The sequence below is a fragment of the Bacillus sp. N1(2025) genome (genome assembly GCF_053470005.1).
Genome location: NZ_JBLTJB010000002.1, coordinates 523,396 through 543,350, shown reverse-complemented (window position 1 = coordinate 543,350; position 19,955 = coordinate 523,396). Strand labels below are relative to the sequence as shown.

The 19,955-nt window shown below is 46.4% G+C and carries 19 protein-coding genes; 2 read left to right on the top strand and 17 right to left on the bottom strand.

The window, feature by feature from the left end; translation table 11 throughout:
- Positions 1-33: 33 nt before the first annotated feature.
- The 7 genes from ACNFN4_RS07625 to degS form a co-directional block, all read right to left on the bottom strand.
- Positions 34-453 carry a TIGR03826 family flagellar region protein gene (locus ACNFN4_RS07625; RefSeq protein WP_014419009.1) on the bottom strand — a complete coding sequence of 140 codons (420 nt, stop codon included), beginning with the start codon at positions 451-453 and terminating at the stop codon, positions 34-36.
- A 73-nt stretch (positions 454-526) separates the two neighbouring features.
- A complete protein-coding gene (locus ACNFN4_RS07620; RefSeq protein WP_201741798.1) occupies positions 527-1,216 on the bottom strand; it encodes a phosphoribosyltransferase family protein in 690 nt (229 codons plus the stop codon).
- Between the two features lie 5 nt (positions 1,217-1,221).
- Entirely contained in the window at positions 1,222-1,506 is a 285-nt protein-coding gene (locus ACNFN4_RS07615; protein WP_003151389.1) for a late competence development ComFB family protein, read from the bottom strand.
- Between the two features lie 57 nt (positions 1,507-1,563).
- Complete coding sequence (locus tag ACNFN4_RS07610; RefSeq protein WP_215797174.1) at positions 1,564-2,949, bottom strand: DEAD/DEAH box helicase; 1,386 nt, start codon at positions 2,947-2,949, stop codon at positions 1,564-1,566.
- A gap of 107 nt (positions 2,950-3,056) precedes the next feature.
- A complete protein-coding gene (locus tag ACNFN4_RS07605; RefSeq protein ID WP_003151387.1) occupies positions 3,057-3,905 on the bottom strand; it encodes a DegV family protein in 849 nt (282 codons plus the stop codon).
- A 97-nt stretch (positions 3,906-4,002) separates the two neighbouring features.
- The gene (gene degU, locus ACNFN4_RS07600) at positions 4,003-4,692 is read right to left on the bottom strand and encodes a two-component system response regulator DegU (RefSeq protein WP_003219701.1); all 690 of its coding nucleotides are present in this window, start codon (positions 4,690-4,692) and stop codon (positions 4,003-4,005) included.
- Between the two features lie 76 nt (positions 4,693-4,768).
- Positions 4,769-5,932, bottom strand: coding sequence for a two-component sensor histidine kinase DegS (gene degS, locus ACNFN4_RS07595; RefSeq protein WP_007407484.1), 1,164 nt, complete (start codon positions 5,930-5,932; stop codon positions 4,769-4,771).
- A gap of 222 nt (positions 5,933-6,154) precedes the next feature.
- Here degS and ACNFN4_RS07590 point away from each other — a divergent pair, with 222 nt between their 5' ends.
- Together ACNFN4_RS07590 and ACNFN4_RS07585 are read left to right on the top strand one after the other, a co-directional pair.
- Positions 6,155-6,802 carry a YigZ family protein gene (locus tag ACNFN4_RS07590; protein WP_021494097.1) on the top strand — a complete coding sequence of 216 codons (648 nt, stop codon included), beginning with the start codon at positions 6,155-6,157 and terminating at the stop codon, positions 6,800-6,802.
- 4 nt (positions 6,803-6,806) lie between these two features.
- Positions 6,807-8,021, top strand: coding sequence for an LCP family protein (locus ACNFN4_RS07585; protein WP_014419013.1), 1,215 nt, complete (start codon positions 6,807-6,809; stop codon positions 8,019-8,021).
- Between the two features lie 98 nt (positions 8,022-8,119).
- Here the strand turns inward: ACNFN4_RS07585 and ACNFN4_RS07580 are convergent, their stop codons facing one another.
- The 10 genes from ACNFN4_RS07580 to ACNFN4_RS07535 all read right to left on the bottom strand — a co-directional run bounded on the left by ACNFN4_RS07580 (position 8,120) and on the right by ACNFN4_RS07535 (position 19,947).
- Positions 8,120-9,196: a glycosyltransferase family 4 protein gene (locus tag ACNFN4_RS07580; RefSeq protein WP_003151382.1), complete on the bottom strand. Its 1,077-nt coding sequence runs from the start codon at positions 9,194-9,196 to the stop codon at positions 8,120-8,122.
- A 132-nt stretch (positions 9,197-9,328) separates the two neighbouring features.
- On the bottom strand, positions 9,329-10,525 hold the full coding sequence (tuaH, locus tag ACNFN4_RS07575; RefSeq protein ID WP_448200098.1) for a teichuronic acid biosynthesis protein TuaH: 1,197 nt from the start codon (positions 10,523-10,525) through the stop codon (positions 9,329-9,331).
- Between the two features lie 19 nt (positions 10,526-10,544).
- Positions 10,545-11,303, bottom strand: a complete 759-nt coding sequence (gene tuaG, locus ACNFN4_RS07570; RefSeq protein ID WP_012118576.1) for a teichuronic acid biosynthesis protein TuaG — start codon at positions 11,301-11,303, stop codon at positions 10,545-10,547.
- A gap of 23 nt (positions 11,304-11,326) precedes the next feature.
- Positions 11,327-12,007, bottom strand: a complete 681-nt coding sequence (gene tuaF, locus ACNFN4_RS07565; RefSeq protein WP_326246002.1) for a teichuronic acid biosynthesis protein TuaF — start codon at positions 12,005-12,007, stop codon at positions 11,327-11,329.
- Entirely contained in the window at positions 12,004-13,491 is a 1,488-nt protein-coding gene (gene tuaE, locus ACNFN4_RS07560; protein ID WP_448200097.1) for a teichuronic acid biosynthesis protein TuaE, read from the bottom strand. The genes tuaF and tuaE overlap by 4 nt, the downstream gene beginning before the upstream one ends.
- Before the next feature lie 66 nt (positions 13,492-13,557).
- On the bottom strand, positions 13,558-14,898 hold the full coding sequence (tuaD, locus tag ACNFN4_RS07555) for a UDP-glucose 6-dehydrogenase TuaD (RefSeq protein WP_277507219.1): 1,341 nt from the start codon (positions 14,896-14,898) through the stop codon (positions 13,558-13,560).
- 4 nt (positions 14,899-14,902) lie between these two features.
- Positions 14,903-16,099 carry a teichuronic acid biosynthesis protein TuaC gene (tuaC, locus tag ACNFN4_RS07550; protein ID WP_448200096.1) on the bottom strand — a complete coding sequence of 399 codons (1,197 nt, stop codon included), beginning with the start codon at positions 16,097-16,099 and terminating at the stop codon, positions 14,903-14,905.
- Entirely contained in the window at positions 16,096-17,544 is a 1,449-nt protein-coding gene (gene tuaB / locus ACNFN4_RS07545) for a teichuronic acid biosynthesis protein TuaB (protein ID WP_029972830.1), read from the bottom strand. Before tuaB ends, tuaC begins: the two co-directional genes overlap by 4 nt.
- A 36-nt stretch (positions 17,545-17,580) precedes the next feature.
- Positions 17,581-18,240, bottom strand: a complete 660-nt coding sequence (locus ACNFN4_RS07540; protein WP_448200095.1) for an exopolysaccharide biosynthesis polyprenyl glycosylphosphotransferase — start codon at positions 18,238-18,240, stop codon at positions 17,581-17,583.
- Positions 18,241-18,456: 216 nt separating this feature from the next.
- Positions 18,457-19,947 carry an N-acetylmuramoyl-L-alanine amidase gene (locus ACNFN4_RS07535; protein WP_448200094.1) on the bottom strand — a complete coding sequence of 497 codons (1,491 nt, stop codon included), beginning with the start codon at positions 19,945-19,947 and terminating at the stop codon, positions 18,457-18,459.
- Between the last annotated feature and the right edge of the window lie 8 nt (positions 19,948-19,955).

Sequence of the window (19,955 nt, the reverse complement as noted above, 5' to 3'; positions counted from 1 at the left end):
TTTATCGACTGCGTTATCAGTTAGTTTAGGGAATCAGGTGTTTTTGGTATTATAGGCATAGTATGTGTCTTTTGTACTGTTTTTTTCATCGAATTCAGCGGCTGTTTTTTGGTTCATATGGTCTAATTGCGACTCAATATCTGTCTGACAGGACTTGCAAAATTTCCCCGTCCTGATTGGATTTCCGCATCTTTCGCAAGGATATGCCAAATTTGGAAGCTGGCTGATCTGAATCCTTTTTTGTTTGATAAACTTGAGGATCAGCTCTTCATCCACACCTGTTTCCTCAGTGATCTGCTGCATCGTCGACTGTCTGTTGATCTGCTTTCTCAAAAATTTATAGACGGTTTCAAATGCTTTTTCTTCTTCTTTAATACATGCCTGACACACGGTCTGCAGGTTCGTTTTAAAAAATAAAGCATTGCATTTTGGACAATTCGCCAATTCACCCATCGTATTAACTCCTATTCCTTCTTTAATCTGCCTTATATTTCTATCAATTATATCGGCAGAAAAAAAGAATGATTTAGCTCCTGATTAAAGTAAAAGAGGAGACCGATGACGCTTTACCCGCTGTCAGCAGGACTTCGGCGGCTTGATGCAGTGTGGCGCCCGTCGTATAAATATCGTCTATTAAGATGACGTTCATACCTTCGGCGGAGTTTTCGGCTGCTGAAAACTTTTTTTCTGCGGACAGCCTTTCTGTTTTGCTCTTTTTGGATTGTTTTTCATTGTTCAGTCGGATGAGGGGGGAAATGACGGGCATTCCGAGCAGAGAGGCCAGCAGCTCGGATTGATTGAATCCGCGTTCCGCCAGCCGTTCGCCGCTCAGCGGAATAGGGATGAGAGTATGTGTATTTGATGGATATGCCGCTTTAAAGCCGGCAGCAAAGTCACGTTCAAATGCTTGAATGATTTTCGCATCACCCCTGAATTTAAACCGGGCCAATGAGTCCTTCATCGCATCATTATACAAATATACCGAACGGTTTTGCCGCAGCAAAAAGCGCTTTTCCGTTTTTGATTCCCGGGCCGCACAATCAGCGCATTTTTCATTTGACTCCTGAGGCCTCCCGCATATACTGCATACGGGACCTTCAATTTTTTCGAATTGGCTGCTGCATATGCTGCATATCTCTTGCTCGGGCGCCAGAGAAAACAGAGATCTCCAAGTCAATGAACTTGAAATTGGTGAGTCACACAATAAACAATTCAGAGATATTACGCTCCTTCCCGAGTTTCACAGAACTCGCTTGGATTAACCGAAACAATCGCCGCTGATTCAGCCAGAATGACAAGCAGCGCCGTATTTTTCTGTTTATCAACTATCTCTGCTTTTGCATAAGCAACTTTCTTTTTATCTGTAACATATGCCGGTTCAGCCCGGTTTAGTGAAAGTGCCAGTACATCATTTTTGCATACCCGGCATGTGCATTTCATATGAAGCTTAGGCATATGGCGGTCGAGAAGTTCCTTTAATATGATTTCTTTAGAATTGACAAGCATGCTGACAGCTCCTCATAGGAAAGTATGAGTATACTGTATCACGTTTTCTGAAATTAACTAGTCCAACAATTTACTTTTTTGTGCCAATTTGTTCATATGCTCTATATGTTTTTTTGCTTTTTTCATTCCGTTTGTAATTCCGAAATGAAACATGACGACATCACCGCTGAAATGTTTATAATGCCTTCCCGTTCTGCCCGCGATCTGTACGAGCGCGCTCTCAGTAAAGATAGGTGCTTCTGCGCCGAGGACACATGTCTGAACTTTGGGCACGGTAACCCCTCTTTCTAAAATCGTAGTCGTTACCAGCAGGTCAAGCCGGCCGTCTCTGAATCGTTTCACTTTATCCTTTCTGAATGTGTCTTCCGCATGTACGCCTTCTGCCCGTATGTTTAATTTCCGAAAATAATCCGTTGTCTTTTTCAATACGTGTACAGACGGGACGAATAAGAAAACCGGCAGCTGTAATTGAAGTTTTTGGCGGACCCAATCCGTTACAGAGCGCGGCAGTTTTCCTTTCTGAAGCTTCTTCTTCCAATTGCCGCACCACAAAAAACGCGGCTCCGGGAGGGGTTTCCGATGATATCTGGCCGGTATGCGGACGCTTTTCAGCAAACCGGCTTCAGCCTTCTTTTTTAATGTGTCTGAAGGAGTCGCCGTTACATAAACAAGGGCGCTGTTTTTCTTCCTCGCTTTATCAACAGCGAATCTTAATGTCTCATCGGCTGAAAAAGGAAACGCATCTACTTCATCTATTATCATGACATCAAAAATGTCTCGGTAGCGCATCAGCTGGTGAGCGGTTGAAATCATCAGCGGAGTCAAGCGGCCTTTGTCCTCGCTGCCGCCGTACAAAGCAGAAACTTCGACTTTCTCAAATGCTTGATTCAGTCTCGGCAGCAGTTCAAGTACGACATCTGTACGCGGAGTTGCGACACAAACGCGCAAACCGTGATTCAGCGCAAACTCGATACCCGGAAACAGCATCTCTGTTTTCCCCGATCCGCAAACCGCCCATACTAAAAGCTCTTGTCTCTCTTTTATCGCATCTGTAAGCGCGGCGGCCGCCCGCTTCTGTCCGTCTGTCAGTGTTCCTTCCCAAGAAAGCTTTACAGGCTCCCAGCTGTTTTCAGGGGCTTGATTCCAAGAATATAATGATGTCAGTTCATCAGCCCTTCCCATCATGACACAGGCACGGCAATAGGTAATCTGCCTTTTGGCAGAGGGCGCCCAAAATGCCGCAAAGCTGGCTTGATCAGACTGACCGCATCGTTGGCAGACGTAACGGTTTTTCCGGCGGATGATTGACGGCTCGGCCGTTATATATTCTTTTTCTGTTAAACGCTTGATGCGCTGGTCTGAAAACGGTATCTCAGATCTCAATAAACGCCGGCCGTAAAAGAAATCCCGCACCTCTGAAAATTCTGAATCACCTTCGGACATCTCCCTGCCTCCTTTCTGCTCAAAGTATGCCTGCCGGGAATTTTTTTGTCGAATCACGAAAACTTAATAATAAAAAAATCTCCGCCCTTGAAAACGGAGATTTTCACTTAGTTTTTAAAGCACCAGCCGATTCCGATGGCGCCTTCCCCCAAATGGGTTCCGATCACGGCACCGAAATAGCTGTTATAGAATTCGACATGAGGATATTTACCGCTTAACTCCTGTATAATATCCGCCGCTTCTTCTTCCCTGTTTGCATGGATGACAGCTGCCCGCATCGGGATTCCTTTACTTGCATCCTCCCCAAACAGCTCAAAAATTCTCGAAATCGCTTTTTTGCGTGTCCGAATCTTCTCAAAAGGAACAATTACCTTATTGTCAAAATGAAGAATAGGCTTTACCTTTAACAGACCGCCGATAAAAGCCTGAGCACTGCTTAGACGCCCGCCCCGCTGGAGGTGTGATAAATCGTCCACCATAAAATACGCACGGACTGTTTTTTTCATTTCTTCCAGCTCTTTTATAATCTCTTCCGGTGAGTCAACACCGTCTTTAATGAGCTGTGCTGCCTTTAATGCATAAAAACCTTGTGCCAAACAGCTGATCTCTGAATCAAAGGGATAAACTTTAATATGATCAACCATAGTGTTTGCCGAGGCGGCGCTGTTATAAGTTCCGCTGATTCCGCTGGACAAATGTATGCTTATGACTGCGTCATATGTTTTGCCCAGTTCTTCGTACAATGCGATTAATTCACCGAAAGAAGGCTGAGACGTAGTCGGCAGCTCATCATGATTTTTTACTTCTTTATAAAAACTTCTCCAGTCGAGTTCTGTTTCTTCGCGGAATGTTTTTTCACCGAAAACCACTTGGAGAGGGATCATATGAATATGATGTTCTTCTCTCATCTCTTTCGGAATATATGCTGTACTGTCTGTTACAACTGCAATCTTCATCACTTTACCTGCCTTATTAAGTACTTAATAAGTATTTTAATAGATATGCAGCTGTAAAAAAAGACTTGCCATAACAGGCAAGTCTTCTCACACATGACTAACGCATCTCTACCCAGCCGTTTTTAATGGCCACGACAACGGCTTGTGTCCGGTCATTAACGTTCATTTTCTGCAAAATATTACTCACGTGATTTTTCACTGTTTTCTCACTGATAAACAATGATTCACCGATTCCGCGGTTGCTTTTTCCGTCTGCAAGCATTTGCAGCACTTCACATTCCCGTCTCGTTAATATATGTAATGGTCTCCGGATTTCCGGGTAAACCTCATGCTGAGGATGAGCAGAAACTCCGCTTGTCGCAAGACGGCGGAATTCGTTGACAAGATTGTGGGTTACTTTCGGGTGAAGGTAAGAACCGCCCTCAGCTACCACTTTCACTGCTTCGATTAAAGTATCTGCGTCCATCTCTTTCAGGAGATAGCCTCTTGCACCTGTTTTTAAAGCATGAGTCACATAGTTTTCATCATCATGGATGGAGAGGATAATCACCTTAGATTCGGGGTACAGCTCAACAAGCTGTTTAGTAGCCTCTACTCCATTTACATTCGGCATATTGATGTCCATTATGACAACATCGGGATGATAATGCTCGACGATTCGAGCCGCCTCATCTCCATCGTCACCTTCTGCTACCACTTCAAAGGTAGGTTCAAAATCCAATATTCTTTTTACACCCTCACGGAATAGTTGATGGTCGTCGATAATAACAATATTTACTTTAGTCACACGCTACGCCTCCTTATCCTATTGTTCTATATACGCCGCTGTTCGGTCAATATGTCTTTTGGCTCTATTTAACAAATTATAGGCCGAGAGATAACGGAACCTTAATCATGATAAATGTCCCAAGACCTATTTTAGAGTCTATCGTTATCGTTCCTTCAAGCAGATCTACTCTTTCTTTCATTCCCAGCAAGCCGAATGACTTGTTTTTCTTTTGTTTAGCATCCTTAATATCAAAGCCTTTTCCATTGTCCTTAATGATGAGAACGACAAAATCAGCGGTTACTTCCACTTTTACTGTAATTTCCTCTGATTCTGAATGCTTGAGTGCATTTGTGACGGCTTCCTGAGCGAGACGGAAAAGCGCCACTTCAAATTGCGGGGCAAGCCTTTGGTTCTCCGTGTCTCCGATGCACTGAAAATGTATTTTCACCTTTCCGTTGTATTCTTCAGTTGTATAAAGATATTTTCTCAGTGTCGGAATCAGCCCGAGATCGTCCAATGCCATCGGTCTTAAATCATATATAATCCTTCTGACTTCGTAAAGGGCATTCCGCACATTCTGCCGTAGATTTCTGATTTCCTGAAATCCGTCCTCCGTGCCGCGGTCGCGGAAGATCCGTTCAATTAATTCAGATCTCATCATGACATTTGCCAGCATTTGCGCGGGACCGTCATGAATTTCTCTGGAAACTCTTTTTCTTTCTTCCTCTTGGGCTTCAATGATTCTTAAACCGAAATCTTGTTTAGCCTGCGCATCGGCAAGAAGAAGCCCTACTTGGCGAAGGTCTTGATTCAGGTAATTCAGAACGACGGTTATTTGGCTGACCAACGATTCTGACCGTTCAATGATTTCCTGAAGACCTAAAAGCCGGCGTTCTAAATCATCTCTGCGCTCCCGCAGCTGCTTTTCACGCTGTTGGATCATCGTCAGTTCCACTTGAAGTTTGTGCGCCTTTTCATAGGCGTTGCGAATTTCTTCTTCGCTGAACTTATGGAAATTTCTGCTTACTTCAGACAAGCGGTTTCGTGCGTGCCGCGTATGAACTTCAAGTTTGTCGCCCAGCTCAATGACTTCGTAGACCTGCTGTTTGATCTGTTTGAGTTCTTCAACCAGCTGCTCATATTGCTGGCGCGACTGCTCTCCGATTTGAAAAACCTCGTCCTTACTCCCGTCCACGGTTTTCAGCATTTTCATAAGTATAGAATCCAAAACTTTGGAGTCCATCTTCGATTTATTCATCTGTCTCCCTCCGTAACGGTGTTGTTATGTATTTTTATTATAAATGTAATTGAACTGCAATTTATGTCGAATTATAATGAAAGAATGCGTATATTCTAGAAAAAAACATTTTTATATAGTATCTTACTCTTTCATGATACCAAAATATGCGCAAAAATTCTAAAGTCTGTTCGAATTTGTAGAAACAAGTCTTTTAATGCTTGTCAGGAGGGTCCAGCAATCATGCTGCACAGCTATTTAACAGTTAAAGAAACGGGTGAACATGAGATTGTGATTGAAAAATCGCGTTTTATCTGTCACCTGAGCCGTGCTGCTTCTGAAGAGGAAGCGCAGGAATTTATACAAAAGATTAAAAAACAGCACTGGAATGCGACTCATAACTGCTCAGCTTATCTGATCGGCGAAACCGACCATATACAAAAGGCGAATGATGACGGAGAACCAAGCGGCACAGCCGGCGTCCCCATGCTGGAAGTGCTGAAAAAACGCGGTCTGAAAGATACCTGCGCGGTGGTTACCCGGTATTTCGGCGGAATAAAGCTCGGTGCAGGCGGATTGATTCGTGCATATGGGAAGTCAGTGTCTGAAGGCTTAAATCATATAGGAGTTACGGAGCGGAAGCTGATGCGGATTATGCATACATCAGCGGATTATACGTGGCTCGGCAAGATAGAGAACGAACTGAGAGAATCAGTTTTTTTACTGAAAGATATCCATTATGCGGATCATGTCGAATTTGAAACGTACGTTGAAGAAAAAGACAAAAACGAGTTTATCAAATGGATGACAGAACTGACGAACGGCAAGAGTAAGAATACAGAGGGAGAACTGACGTATTTAGAAACAGACGTCAGCCCTAAAGGAGACTAATGTAATGGCTGAACGTGTAAGAGTGCGTGTTCGAAAGAAAAAGAAAAGCAAACGAAAGATCATATTCAAACGGATTTTGCTGCTGCTTACCCTCGTTTTGTTAGTCGCTGCCGGGTTTGGCGGATACAAAGTATACAAAACGATCAATGCGGCAGATAATGCATATGATGCCCTTTCCCGCGGAGACAAATCAAAATTGCGGGATAAAGTCATCAATATGAAGAAAAAACCGTTCTCCATTTTGTTTATGGGGATCGAAAATTATGCCACCAGCGGAAAAGGCGGACGATCAGATTCCCTTATTGTCGTTACCCTTGATCCGAGAAATAAAACAATGAAAATGCTGAGTATTCCGCGTGATACGCGGGTGACGCTTGCCGGCGACACAACCGGTAAAAAATCAAAAATCAATGCGGCTTTTGCTAAGGGCGGAGCGGATGAAACCGTGTCAACCGTAGAAGATTTATTAGACATACCGATTGATAAATATGTCACTGTCGACTTCAATGGCTTTAAGGATGTTATTGATGAGGTAGGCGGGGTCGATGTAAAAGTGCCTTTTGACTTCGACGAGATGAGTGACGTCAGTAAAAAGAAACGGATCTATTTCAAGAAAGGAAACATGCATTTGAACGGTGAGCAGGCTTTGGCTTATGCGCGGATGAGAAAACAGGATAAGCGCGGAGACTTCGGCCGGAATGACCGCCAAAAGCAAATCCTAAATGCACTGATCGACCAAATGTCCAGAGCTGGAAATATTGCTAAAATCGATAAAATCGCTGAAACAGCGAGCAACAACGTCCAAACGAATATCCGAATCACTGAAGGACTCGCTCTTCAGCAGATTTACAGCGGCTTTACCAGCAAGAAGATTGATACACTGACCATAACAGGATCAGATTTATATTTAGGCGGAACTGCAACTACGCGCGGAACATATTATTTCCAACCAGATCCGACCAATCTCGAAAAAATACGGCAGGAATTGCAGAAACATTTGGATTACCCATCCGGAAGCAGCACGGCGTCCGATCCTGCTTCTGACAGCACCGGAACGGACAGTACGACTGATTCGACTTCCGACAGCACGGGAACAGACGGCACAACCGATTCAACTTCCGGCGGCACAGGAACAGGCGGCACAACCGACTCAACCAACGGTACTGCTGGTGCAAACGGTACGGACAGCACACAGTCCGGCGGCACAACAGGCTATTAAGAGTAAACCCGATCCTTTGAGAAGGATCGGGTTTTTTTATATAATAAGAGAATAGCAGAATCCACAAAAAAGCAGACCATTCGCATGATCTGCTCTTTTTAATTTTTCTTTACCAATCTCTTGTAAAACTTGGTAAATGGTTTAAATTGTTCATTTACTAACCCTGTGACCTCTGCTATGATTTGCATAAATACAATCAATACAAAAATAATAAACAGCGAAAGCCATATGGTCGCGCTTTTCAGCAGGATGGCACTGACGCTGAAAATAAAGCCGATTAAATAAATGATAATGACAGCCGTACGGTGTGACAGCCCGAAGGCCATCAGCCGGTGGTGTATATGTGACTTATCAGGCGCTGAGATCGGCTGTTTGTTTAAAATCCGCCTGATGACGGCGAATGTCGTATCAAAAATCGGCACGCCCAAAATGATGATCGGAATGATGATACTGAATAAAGTAACACTTTTATAAAGACCTAATAATGAGAGTACTGAGATGACGTATCCGAGAAAGAGCGATCCGGTATCTCCCATAAATATCTTTGCCGGGTGAAAATTATAAAATAAAAATCCGAGTGTGCTTCCTATCACGACAAGTGAAAGTGACAGAATAAGGATTTTCCCTCCGGACAACGCCATAACGGCGATAGTGGAGAGTCCGATGACCGACAGGCCGGCAGCGAGTCCGTCCAAACCGTCAATCAGGTTCATCGCGTTCGTAATACCGACGATCCATAACACAGTCAGCGGGTAAGCGACCCATCCCAATTCTAAACGTTCCGTTAAAAACGGTACGGAGAAAAAGTCCATTTTCAGTCCCGTGCTCACAATCATAATGGCCACGGCCAGCTGGACGAAAAACTTTACCTTTGCGCTTAATTGGTATTTATCATCGAGGATTCCTAAAATAACAATAATAAACGCACCCACTGTAATGGCGGTCATTTTCGTTTCATTATATATACCGGCCGCGAGCACACCCGCCGCTACGCCGATAAAGATGGCCAGGCCGCCCATACGGGGCATTATTTTATCATGTACTTTTCGGTTGCTGGGCTGGTCAACTGCACCTATTTTGATCGCAATTTTTTTTACGATAGGAGTTAGGATTAAAACCGTTAGCAGAGAGACAAAAAACGCAACAACTATGCGAAACATGCGTTCGTCAAGCATAAAGAAGTCTCCTTTGGAATTATATGAAGTCTTTTCTGATATTGAACCGTTCCTTCCATTATAATTCTTACTAGTTATTATAACAAGCATCATCAAAAAGAAACACGCAAATCAAAAAATGCGCTTTCCCTTTTAATGGGATTGCGCATTTTTCAATATACCCGTGCATTCGAGCATTCGGCCGAATAAAACATTCCAATCCCGTCTCCGGGCCAATTCACGGCGCAAAGCCTCATATGATCCGCTGCGGTCCGCTGCCAGAAGCGCGTCGCAGGCCGCAATGAAATCTGCGGGGTCACTGCCTTCAACGTATTCATAGACGAAAGGCCTTTTGATTTTTGACGTAGAAGAAAGGTTGCAGCCGACAACCGGTTTCCCGGCGGCTAAAAATTCAAAAAGCTTAAGCGGAAATACCGCGTCATTATAAGGTGAATTTTTATACGGCATGATGCCGATGTCGACAAGCTGCATATAGGACGGCACTTCATTCGGCGCGGCAGGTCCCGTCCAGATGACATTCGGACGCTTCAGAAGCGACTTGAAATCCGGATCGTCCTGAGCCGTGTTCGGGCCTACCAATAAAATCGTCCAGTCAGGCCTCACATCTGCCGTTTCCGCCATAAGCGCAAAATCGAGCTTCGGTTTGATTCCGCCGATAAAACCGAGAACCGTTCCGTTCCATCCCCGTAAAATGTCTTCATCCGGCTGTTTATTTTCCCGTGAAAACAGGTCATATTCCACTCCGTTTTCAATGGTGAACACTTTCTGGTGCGGGTTCTCCAGCTTTTTTCCGACCTCCTGGTGCAGACAGTCAGATGTACACGTAATGGAATCGGCACGCTGAATGATTCTCATTTCCGCTTGTTTAATGATGTTTCTTCTAACATTTGACAACACCCCGGACCGGCCGCTGATCGGAGCGGCCCACAGATCACTGCAATCATAAATCACTTCATCCCAAGGAAACAGATCTGCCAGAAGCGGAAAACCAGGGAAGGTGTACCATAAGCAGCAGCGGGCCCCTTCTCCTTCTTCCTTCAGCATGTTCACCAATGGTGAAAGCTTATGCCTGTAGCACATGTCTGTATACCTGCCGAAGCGGAAAGCTTTTTGCTGCATGAGATCCTTTACAGTGAACTGCCGGATTCCCTCGGCGATCCCGGCCATCTGACCATCATTGGCTCGCGGAGACGGGCATACCCAAATGACGCTTTTCGTTTCTTTTTGCCGGGCGAGAAATTCAGCCAGCCGGTGCCGTCTGTATCTCAGCCGGTCATGCCCCCATTCCGCCGCTCCGACGATTACGTGAATAATCGGTTCCACCTTCATCACCCAGCTCCTCTGACGCCTACAGTCTTTTCAAGACCGCGTTTTTTGCATATTGCATAAAACACCACGAAGCCTTGATAAAATGCAGGCGCTCAATTTCTCTATAAACAAACCACGTTTTTTTTGCGGCTTTCCACTTGTTGCTTGAAATCGAATTCTGCACAAGCCTGTATTCTGAAAGGCACTCATTCAGGCCGTAAGCCGTAAATCCCCTTTTCAGCAGGGAAAGCCATGTCGCTAAATCCTGCCGCGTTCTGATATCAGGCATTTGAATCTGCCCCGTCTGCTCTCTGTCAATCATGACCGTTAAACATCCGATAATCGTGTTTTTTAAAGCTTCATCATATGACAGGCTTTCAGGGGCTTGAATCGTTTTGTCCGTCGGCGTTCCGTCCTGCTCCATGACGCTGTAGCCCGTAAATGAAAAAGCGCAGGACCGCTCTGCCATAAACGCAAGCTGTTTTTGAAGCTTTTCCTTTTTCCATCTGTCATCGCTGTCCAGAAATGCGACATAACGGCCCTTGGCATGTTTAAGGGCTGTATTTCTGGCAGCCGCGGCTCCCCCGTTTTTCTCTAAATAAACGACGCGGATCCGCTCATCCTTTTGTTCATATTGCCGTAAAATATCTCTCGTTCCGTCCGTTGAACAATCATCCGCGATAATCATTTCCCAATGCGGGTGGCTTTGATGTAAAACGGACTGAATCGTGTCTTCGATATATTCACTTGCATTATAAGACGGTGTAATGACAGATACGAAAGGTTTCCAGTTTGTCATGGTCACATCTCCATCGCAGATTTTTACAAGGACTCTCTAAAAAACTCAGGAATGACAATGAACATAAATGCAACTGCAATGCCGATTAAAACGCCCAGAACCGCTTTCTTTTTCGGCGGCATGCCTTGTCCCGCCGTTTCATTCATCGGCTCTGAATTGATGATGCCGGCCGCTTTCAGGTTCAGATGCGTATTTTTCAATTCGTATAAAAATCGTTCCTTATCCACTTTGGCGTCCGCGCTGACGGTTTCTCCTTCAAGCGCAGCAATACTCTGCCGCACTACTTTTGCCCGTTTTTCAAACAGGTCCTGATCATTCTTCAGAAAAGTTTTTATGACGGCTTGAAACACCGATTCGGTCTCCTGTTTGTTTTGGCCGCTGTAGCTGACCGTGATCAATGAATCTGATTGTGTTTCGACAGTCAGTTTACTTTTCACGGCCGCTCTTTCTTCGTCTGTTTTATCAGGCAAAGCCTGCTTTAAAAAGGCATCGCTCGTCAAAAGGAGCGGGATTTCTTTTGTATTGTTATAAAGCGGATGATCATAATTTCCCGCGGCGATCGCGGCTTCTGATGTAAAACTGCTGCCCCCGCTGATTTTTGACGGCAATACATATCCCGCTGCCCCTAACACAACGGGCAGCGCAATGATCCAAATGATATTCTTTTTGATACGCCGGGTTATTCTTGTCAACATATCCTTCATCTCGCATCTCCCTGTTTTTCATAGTACGCCGTGACGGCAGGCTCCTTTTGTAAACGCCTCAATATATTGACCGCCGCGATCACGAGCGAGAGAAATACCCAGTGGAAAAATAAATTTGATACGGAGCTTGGGCTGATGCTGCTTACCAAAAAACCGGCCATCGCCGTGATAAGTCCTTCTGTGATCAGTCTTGACTGATTTTCCGATTTTCTTTCATGACATTTATAAAGTGTCCAAAAAAGGAACAAATAGACTGTCAGGTAACCGAGCATCGTAAGAACGCCGAAGTTCGCCATAATCTCGACGAGCCAGTTGTGCACCTCAACTACGCCGCCCGTATCATAAACGGGCTCCGCTTTTAAATAGTAAGAGACGTTTCCGGCACCCACTCCGAACCCCCAGGAATCAATCACATAGTGAAAGGCGTTTTTTAAAAGATTCGCCCTCGCAAGGTTGGAAGGAAGCGGTTGCTGTCCCGGCATCGCCTGCGGAGCTGAAAACAGATTCAAGACGGCATTGGTGATACGGCCCGCAAATAAAACCGCAAACAGCGCCGCTCCCGCTCCCGCTGCGTACAGCGCGAGTTTTTTCAACAGGGAAGGCAGCATGATGAAGACGTATACAGCCGCCCCCGCGCATATGCCCAGCAGACTCGCGCGCGAACCGGTCAAAATGATTAAATACAAAGCGCAGATCGCAAAGAGCAGGCTGACGGCCTTCACATAGCCGTTTTTCATATTTTTCACCGCCGCCGCATACAGAAAGAAACTGATGCACAAAAACGTCGCGAAATCATTTTGATTAAAGAAAACGGACGTCGGATAATGCTGTTTGTACTGCGGGCCGTTATAAAGCGTGGAGCTCGGCAGATGGTGGTGTGTAAAATGGTTGTAAAAGCCGATCGCCATCACAAAAATGGTCATCACAAGCCATATGCCGTAAAAAACCATCAGCTGATCAAAGCGCTGAATGAACATGACAATAAGATAAATCAGAAACATGCCCATTCCCATTAAAGCTAAATATTTAATCCCGTACGTCACGGATTTTGCCCACAATAACGATAGGAGACCGTATGTAAACCATAAGGCGAAAAACATCAGAACCCCTTTTACATTCACCCGATTCCATCTGTCAATATGATGGCGGTTTGTCAGGATGCCGGCGATGTGCAGGGCGCCCGCTCCGATTAATAACAGCCGGTATATAAATAAGCTGAAAAATCCGAGATGGACCGCAAAGAAGGCCTGGTTTAAAAATGTACACGCGATCAGTATATAAATGAGCCCCATAAACATCTGACCGTTTGTTGTAAAGGCGGATAGCAAAGCAAGTCCGGCAAAGCCGATCATGGCGGCAAACAGCAGCACGGTGATTTTTCCGAAGCCGGCATCCGCCCTGACCGCCTCCAGCATGATGAATCCTCCTGTAATGAGAGCGGCAAGCAGCACAAGAACATGTGCCGCTGAACGTTTGATACTCACATGGCAAACCCCTTTCCAAAACCGGCAGCCGAGCCGGGCTGCCGAGAGCCTGAAGACAATCTTTTTCTATCTTGCCAGTTCTTTTATTTGCCGATCGGCATGAACCGCCGGACGTCCGACGGAATGATAAGTGAATCCTGAAACCCTCATATACTCCAACGGAAACATATTTCTGCCGTCAATGATGACCGGCTGTTTGAGCAGCTGCTTCACTCTCTGAAGATCCATCTCCTTGACTTCCGGCCAATCTGTTGTAATCAGGCATGCGTCCGCGTTTTTGATGGCACTGTACAGCTCTGTGTGATATTCAATGCCGCCGTCTCCTAATATCGCTGACGCTTCGGGAATCGCGATCGGATCATACGCTTTCACGTGAGCGCCCTGCTCTTTAAGACTTGTGATGATATCAAGAGCCGGGGCGGAGCGGACGTCATTTGTGTGCGGTTTAAAGGCCAGCCCCAGTACGGCCGCGGTTTTCCCTTTTAAGGGACCGATGGCGCGGTTCAATTTTTCCGTAATACGGACCCGCTGCTTCTGATTGGTTTCAATGACGGCTTCCATCATTTGAAACGGATAGCCGGCGGCGTTTGCGATATGCAATAAAGCCGTTGTATCCTTCGGAAAGCAGGATCCGCCGAATCCGATGCCCGCCTGGAGAAATTTATTCCCGATCCGGCTGTCAAGACCGACGCCTTCTGACACGTGGGAAATGTCCGCCCCGACACGTTCGCAAATATTGGCGATATCGTTAATAAAAGATATTTTGGCGGCTAAAAAAGCATTTGCGGCATACTTAATCATTTCCGCGCTTTCAAGATTGGTCTTTACGATCTTCGTACGGAACGGCTTATGAAGCTCTTCAATGACCGAAGCGGCATGTTCGCTTGTGGCGCCGATGACCGCCCGCTCCATCTGCATCGTATCCCGCACCGCCGAACCTTCGCGGAGGAATTCAGGATTTGACGCGACATCAAACGGATATTTTCCCTTTGACGCTTCGTTGACGATTTGGTAAACGAGCTTTCCCGTCCCGACCGGAACAGTGCTTTTGGTGACAATGATTTTGTATCCGTTCAGCTGTTCTCCGATTGTTTGCGCCGCTGCCTTAATGTAGGTCAGATCGGCTTCACCCGTCTTTGACATCGGCGTACCGACTGCGATATAGATGATATCAGCGGCTTTCACAGCCGGCTCAATGCCGGCCGTAAAGGATAAGCGCCCGGCACTGACATTTTTTTCGGCTAATTCCTCAAGCCCCGGTTCATATATCGGGATGACTCCGTTTTGCAAGCTTCTGATTTTCGCTTCATTGATGTCACAGCAAGTCACATGATGGCCGATTTCCGCAAAACAAGTTCCAGATACAAGACCTACATACCCTGTTCCTAATACAGCGATTTTTTTCACAGCTTCATCCCTCTTTCGAAAGGTTCTCCTCTTGCCCGGCCCGGTTCATTACGGATCGGTATTTCTCTTTCAGCGTTTTCGCGTTTTGGCTTGCGTCAAAATACGTGCGGACGGTTTGATAAAGTTCCTCGGCTGTTTGCGGCGTCCAAGCCTCTCCTTCGTCATATTGCAGAATCGATTCTGCAAGCGTCTCAGGTGAACCCGGCTTGATCAGCAACCCCCGGTGTTTCCCGAATAAAGAAGCCAATCCTCCGACATCGGTGCAGATCACCGGCACCTTCAGAGCGAGCGCCTCAATGACCACAGTCGGCATGCCTTCGCTGTAGGACGGCAGCGCCATTACATCCGAAGCCAGCAGATAGTCCTGTACCTTGTCGTTCGGCACTTGCCCCGTGACGATATGAGCGGCTTCACGCAATGAAGATGCGGCGGAACCGTCACCGACAAAGACGGCTTCATATCTTTCATCCAATGACTGAGCGGCTTTTGATAAGTCGAAAACACCTTTCTCTTTGACAAGCCTGCCGATGAACACGATCAGTTTTTTATCCGGAGGAAGGCCGAGCCGTTTTCTGACGGCTTCTTTCGTCTCGTTCCTTTTTCGGAAGGCGTCAAGCGTGATGCCGATCGGAAGCACGCTGCACTCCGCTTCGATGAGCTTTTTCATTTGTTCCCGCAGACTGCCGCTCACAGCGTAAATATCGGCTGCTTCCCGCACCGCAAATGTAAATGCGCGATGAGCGCTTTTGCTGTAATGCGGATAGACATTGACATCACTGCCATGCAAGGTCAGTACATACGGAATGCCTAGAGCCTTCGACACAATGGCGGCCGCTCCGCCTGACGGCATGGCGAAATGCGCGTGAATCAGATCGGGCTTCAGGCCATGATTTCTAATCGCGGAAAGAACCGATGCCGCCATTCTTTTATGCGGCTGCGCCCATTTCAGCTGCCCGGGAACCGCCTGATAAAACGGCCGGTGGACGGACACGCCTTTCCGCCATTCATGCTCCGGCCTTATATCCTTTTGCCGATACGTCTTTTTCAGCACCCGGAATGGCGCGGCGAGTTTCGGCCGCGGACAAATGACAGTCATCTCCGCGCCAAGCTTTCTCAGTTCTTGGGCCTGCGTCTCATGAAAAACCCCTTCTCCCGGCTTCTCACTGCTCGGATATACACTTGTCATCCACAATACCTTCATAGCAAACGTCCTTTTCTTAATTTACTTTTCATATGCGGATAAGCTTTTCCTAACAGGAATAAATAACACAACGCGCCGCAGACTACGGAGATTGCCAGACGCAGCTTGACATCAAGGCTGATCCGCTCCGTGCCGAAGCTGGCTGTAAAGGCGATGACACCCATTGCCGCCGTAAGGAGAAACGGTTTGGCCACGGCTTTGAAGTAAGCCGACAGACGCAGCTTAATGACATATGCCAACAGCCAGCGCCCGATCAGGAAATTCAGGATGCTGATGAAAGCGTACGTCCAGGCTACCGTCAAGAGATTTCCGGACAGCACGGCGGCGTACAAAGATGCTCCATACAGCAGCATCACCCCGGCGTCCCAATAAAACGCCAGATCGGCCCGCCCTTTTGCGAGCAGCACAGATCCGTTCGGATTCATCAGGACCCTTAAAATCCCGACGATGGCGAGAACGTTTAAAACCGGGACAGCCGCCAGCCATTTTTCTCCGAATACCGAAGCCACGAATGCATCCGACACTGAAACCAAACCGAGCAAAAGCGGAAAGGATATCAGCGCCAGTATTTTGGTCATATTAAGAAATCCTTCTCTGATAACGCTGTTTTCATGCTTGTTTTTCGCAAAGACGGGAAACGCAACTCTCGTAATGATCGGATTAATTTTTAATACCGGAAGCGTGACAATCTGGTAGGCCAGATTGTAAATGCCGAGCGCCTCGGCGCCGATAAAACTGCCGATCAGAATCATATCAATATTCGCTCCGAGCCGGTTCACAAGCCGGGAAGACAGCTGAAAAGCCCCGAAAGAAAAGAAGCCTTTCATTCCTTTCAGATCAAAAACCAACGCCGGTCTCCATGTTTTTCTGCAGGACATCCAGTACAGAATGCCTTTTGACGATTGCAGCAGCACCTGAGAAATCACATAGGCGAGAATCGGGTCCGTATAAAAAACCGCGGCCGCCAAATACACGAAGGACAGCACATTTGAAAAGATTTCAATCTTGCTTAACGTGTTAAATGCCAGCGCTTTTTGCAGCATATACTGGTATTGCTGACCGATCGGCGCGATTAAAAACATGACGGCCAGCACGCGGATTAAATAGACAAGCTCCTCCCGCCGATAAAAATCGGCGATGAGCGGACTGCTGAAAAACAGCAGCGCAAACAGCGCAAGCCCCGTTATGATATTCAGCCAGTACAAGGAAGACATCTGTTTATCAGTCACATGATCTTTTTGAATGAGCGCGGCGCCAAAACCCATATCAAGCGCAATTTGGGCAAACACCACTACCGTTGTGATCATGCCGACAAGACCGAATTCAGCCAGTGACATGACCCGCCCGAGCAGGGCGAATTGGATGATTTGAATGACCGTAATACACGCTGTCGAAATACTTGTCCATTTGGCGCCGCTCAAGATTTGATTTGTAATACTAGGCATCGTTTTCCCTACTTTTTTGTCTGCTGACCAGAATTTTTATCGCGCCCCGTCACCGGTCCAGATCACTTTGCACGTTTTGAGCATAATCTTCAGTTCCAATGAAAAGGTCAGGTTGCGGATATAGTATAAGTCAAACATCAGTTTTTCCCTCGGTGTCATGTCATATCCCCCGTTGACCTGCGCCCACCCGCTTAATCCCGGCTTAACGGCCAGCCGCTCCGTAAACCCCGGAATCTCAGCCTGAAACTGTTCCGTAAACACGGGCCGCTCGGGACGCGGGCCGATCAGGCTCATTTCTCCCCGAAGCACATTTACCAGCTGCGGCAGCTCATCAATACGGGTCCTTCTGATAAAAGCGCCGACCTTTGTCACGCGGGGATCCTTTTTCAGCGCCCAGACCGCCCCCGATTTTTCAGCATCTATTTTCATAGAGCGGAGCTTATACAAATAAAACGGCTTCCCGTCTTTGCCTACCCGCTCCTGCTTATAAAAAGCCGGGCCGGGCGACTCCAAACGAATCAGTATGGAGAACAGGCCCATCACCGGGAGCGCCGCCAAAAGCCCCGCAAGCGCAAACACAATGTCCATGAATCGCTTAAAAGCCAAATAACGGGCCGTTCTTTCCGTAACGGCAGCGGAAGTCCCCTGCCGCACTGCATAGTTATTATTTACATTCATGCTTTTCTCTACTCCCACTGACACACACCTCACGATTTGTTGGGATGTTTGATGACCTATGCCGTGAGTTTAGCAGATGGATGTTAATTGGAAGTAAAGGAAGCGTTAATGTTTATTAGAATGTTTTGATTATTGTTTTTTTATTGTAAATCTATTCATATCCATATTTGAGACAAAGCATAATGAAAAATAAAAAAACAGACCGGTATGAACCGGTCTGTTTCCATGAAAAAATTATCGGAAATAGGAGGAAACGCCTTGGGTGATCCCCGCCGCGAGTCTGTCCTTTTTCGTTGATTGTTTTAAAATATTGGCATCAATCGGGCTTGTGACAAAACCGGTTTCTAACAAGACACTCGGCATTTTTGAATATTTAATGACGTAAAATCCGGCAGTTTTCACACCGCGGTCACGCGTGCCGAGAGCAGAAACCATTTTCGGCTGAATATTTTGGGCAAGCCTCAGACTGTTTGCGGATTGGTACGTTTTATCATAATACGTCTCCGTACCGTTTGCACTGCTGTTATCATTCGCATTTGCATGGACGCTGATGAAAATATCGGCGTTCGCCTTCGCCCCTTTGTTCACTCTCTCCTCAAGCGAGTCAAAGGTGTCGCCCTTCCTCGACATTACAGTAAGCGCGCCCGCGCCGTATAATTGATTGTTAAGACGCGTAGCGATATCAAGGTTTACATTTTTCTCAAGCAAGCCGTTTCCGGTTGCACCCGAATCCTGATAGCCGTGCCCCGGATCAATAAAGACCGTTTTGCCGACAACGGGATTTTTAAGGTGCGACGCGGCATTGTTGCTTAAAGATGAAGCACTTCCTATGACGGTGAAGCTGGTGATGTTTTTACTTCCGATATACGTCCGGACGTCTTTTGACAAACTGTCTCCATTCGTCAGCAGGTGAACTCTTCCCTGTTTGGCGCTCAGCACGCCTCCGACGATGGTATCCGCCTCTTTAAAACCATTGGTAACAAACGTATAGCCTGTGCTTAAGCCTGTCTTTTTTGCAAGATTCACAGACAGGTTATAGCGGTTTTTTCCGCTGATTCTTGAAGGGTTCGGCAGTTTATTGTAAAGTGAGCTGCTGATGCTGCTTGTCCCGCCGATGACAATCGTGTTTTTAATCCCCAAGCTTTTGATCGCATTGGACGTAGAACCATTTAACGTTGAATCATTAGTGAATAAAATCGGATATTTTTTAGCGGACGCATAAGAAATCGCAGCCATTCCATCTGCATCAACAAACCCGTTAACCACAAGGGCTGTAGAAGATCTTGTCATTTCACCCGCCACTTTTGCAGCTGTGGCATATCTCGTGCTTCCTGATAATCGTTTGACACTGATGCCTAATTTAGCAATTTGATTTTCAGTATTTTTCGAAACGGCAGGTGTGCCGCCTACGATAATCACATTTTTCGTTTTTAAATCAATTAATCCCTTTTTTGTGCCGGCAGACAGCTGATCTTTATTTGTAAACAGCAGCGGCGCATTTTTTTGATATGAAAGCGGCGCAGCGGCAATTGCATCGGCATATGAAGTTCCGCCGGTGATAATGACCGTTTTCGCTTCACCCCATGATTGTTTTGCCGCCAGTACAGCCGTATCATACCGGGTGCTTCCGCCGATCCTTTTAACCGTGTTGTCAGCCAAAGCGGAAGGGACAAATAGAATGACCCCGAGAATGAAGACGGGGAGACATTTTATGATGAATTTCAATCCGATCT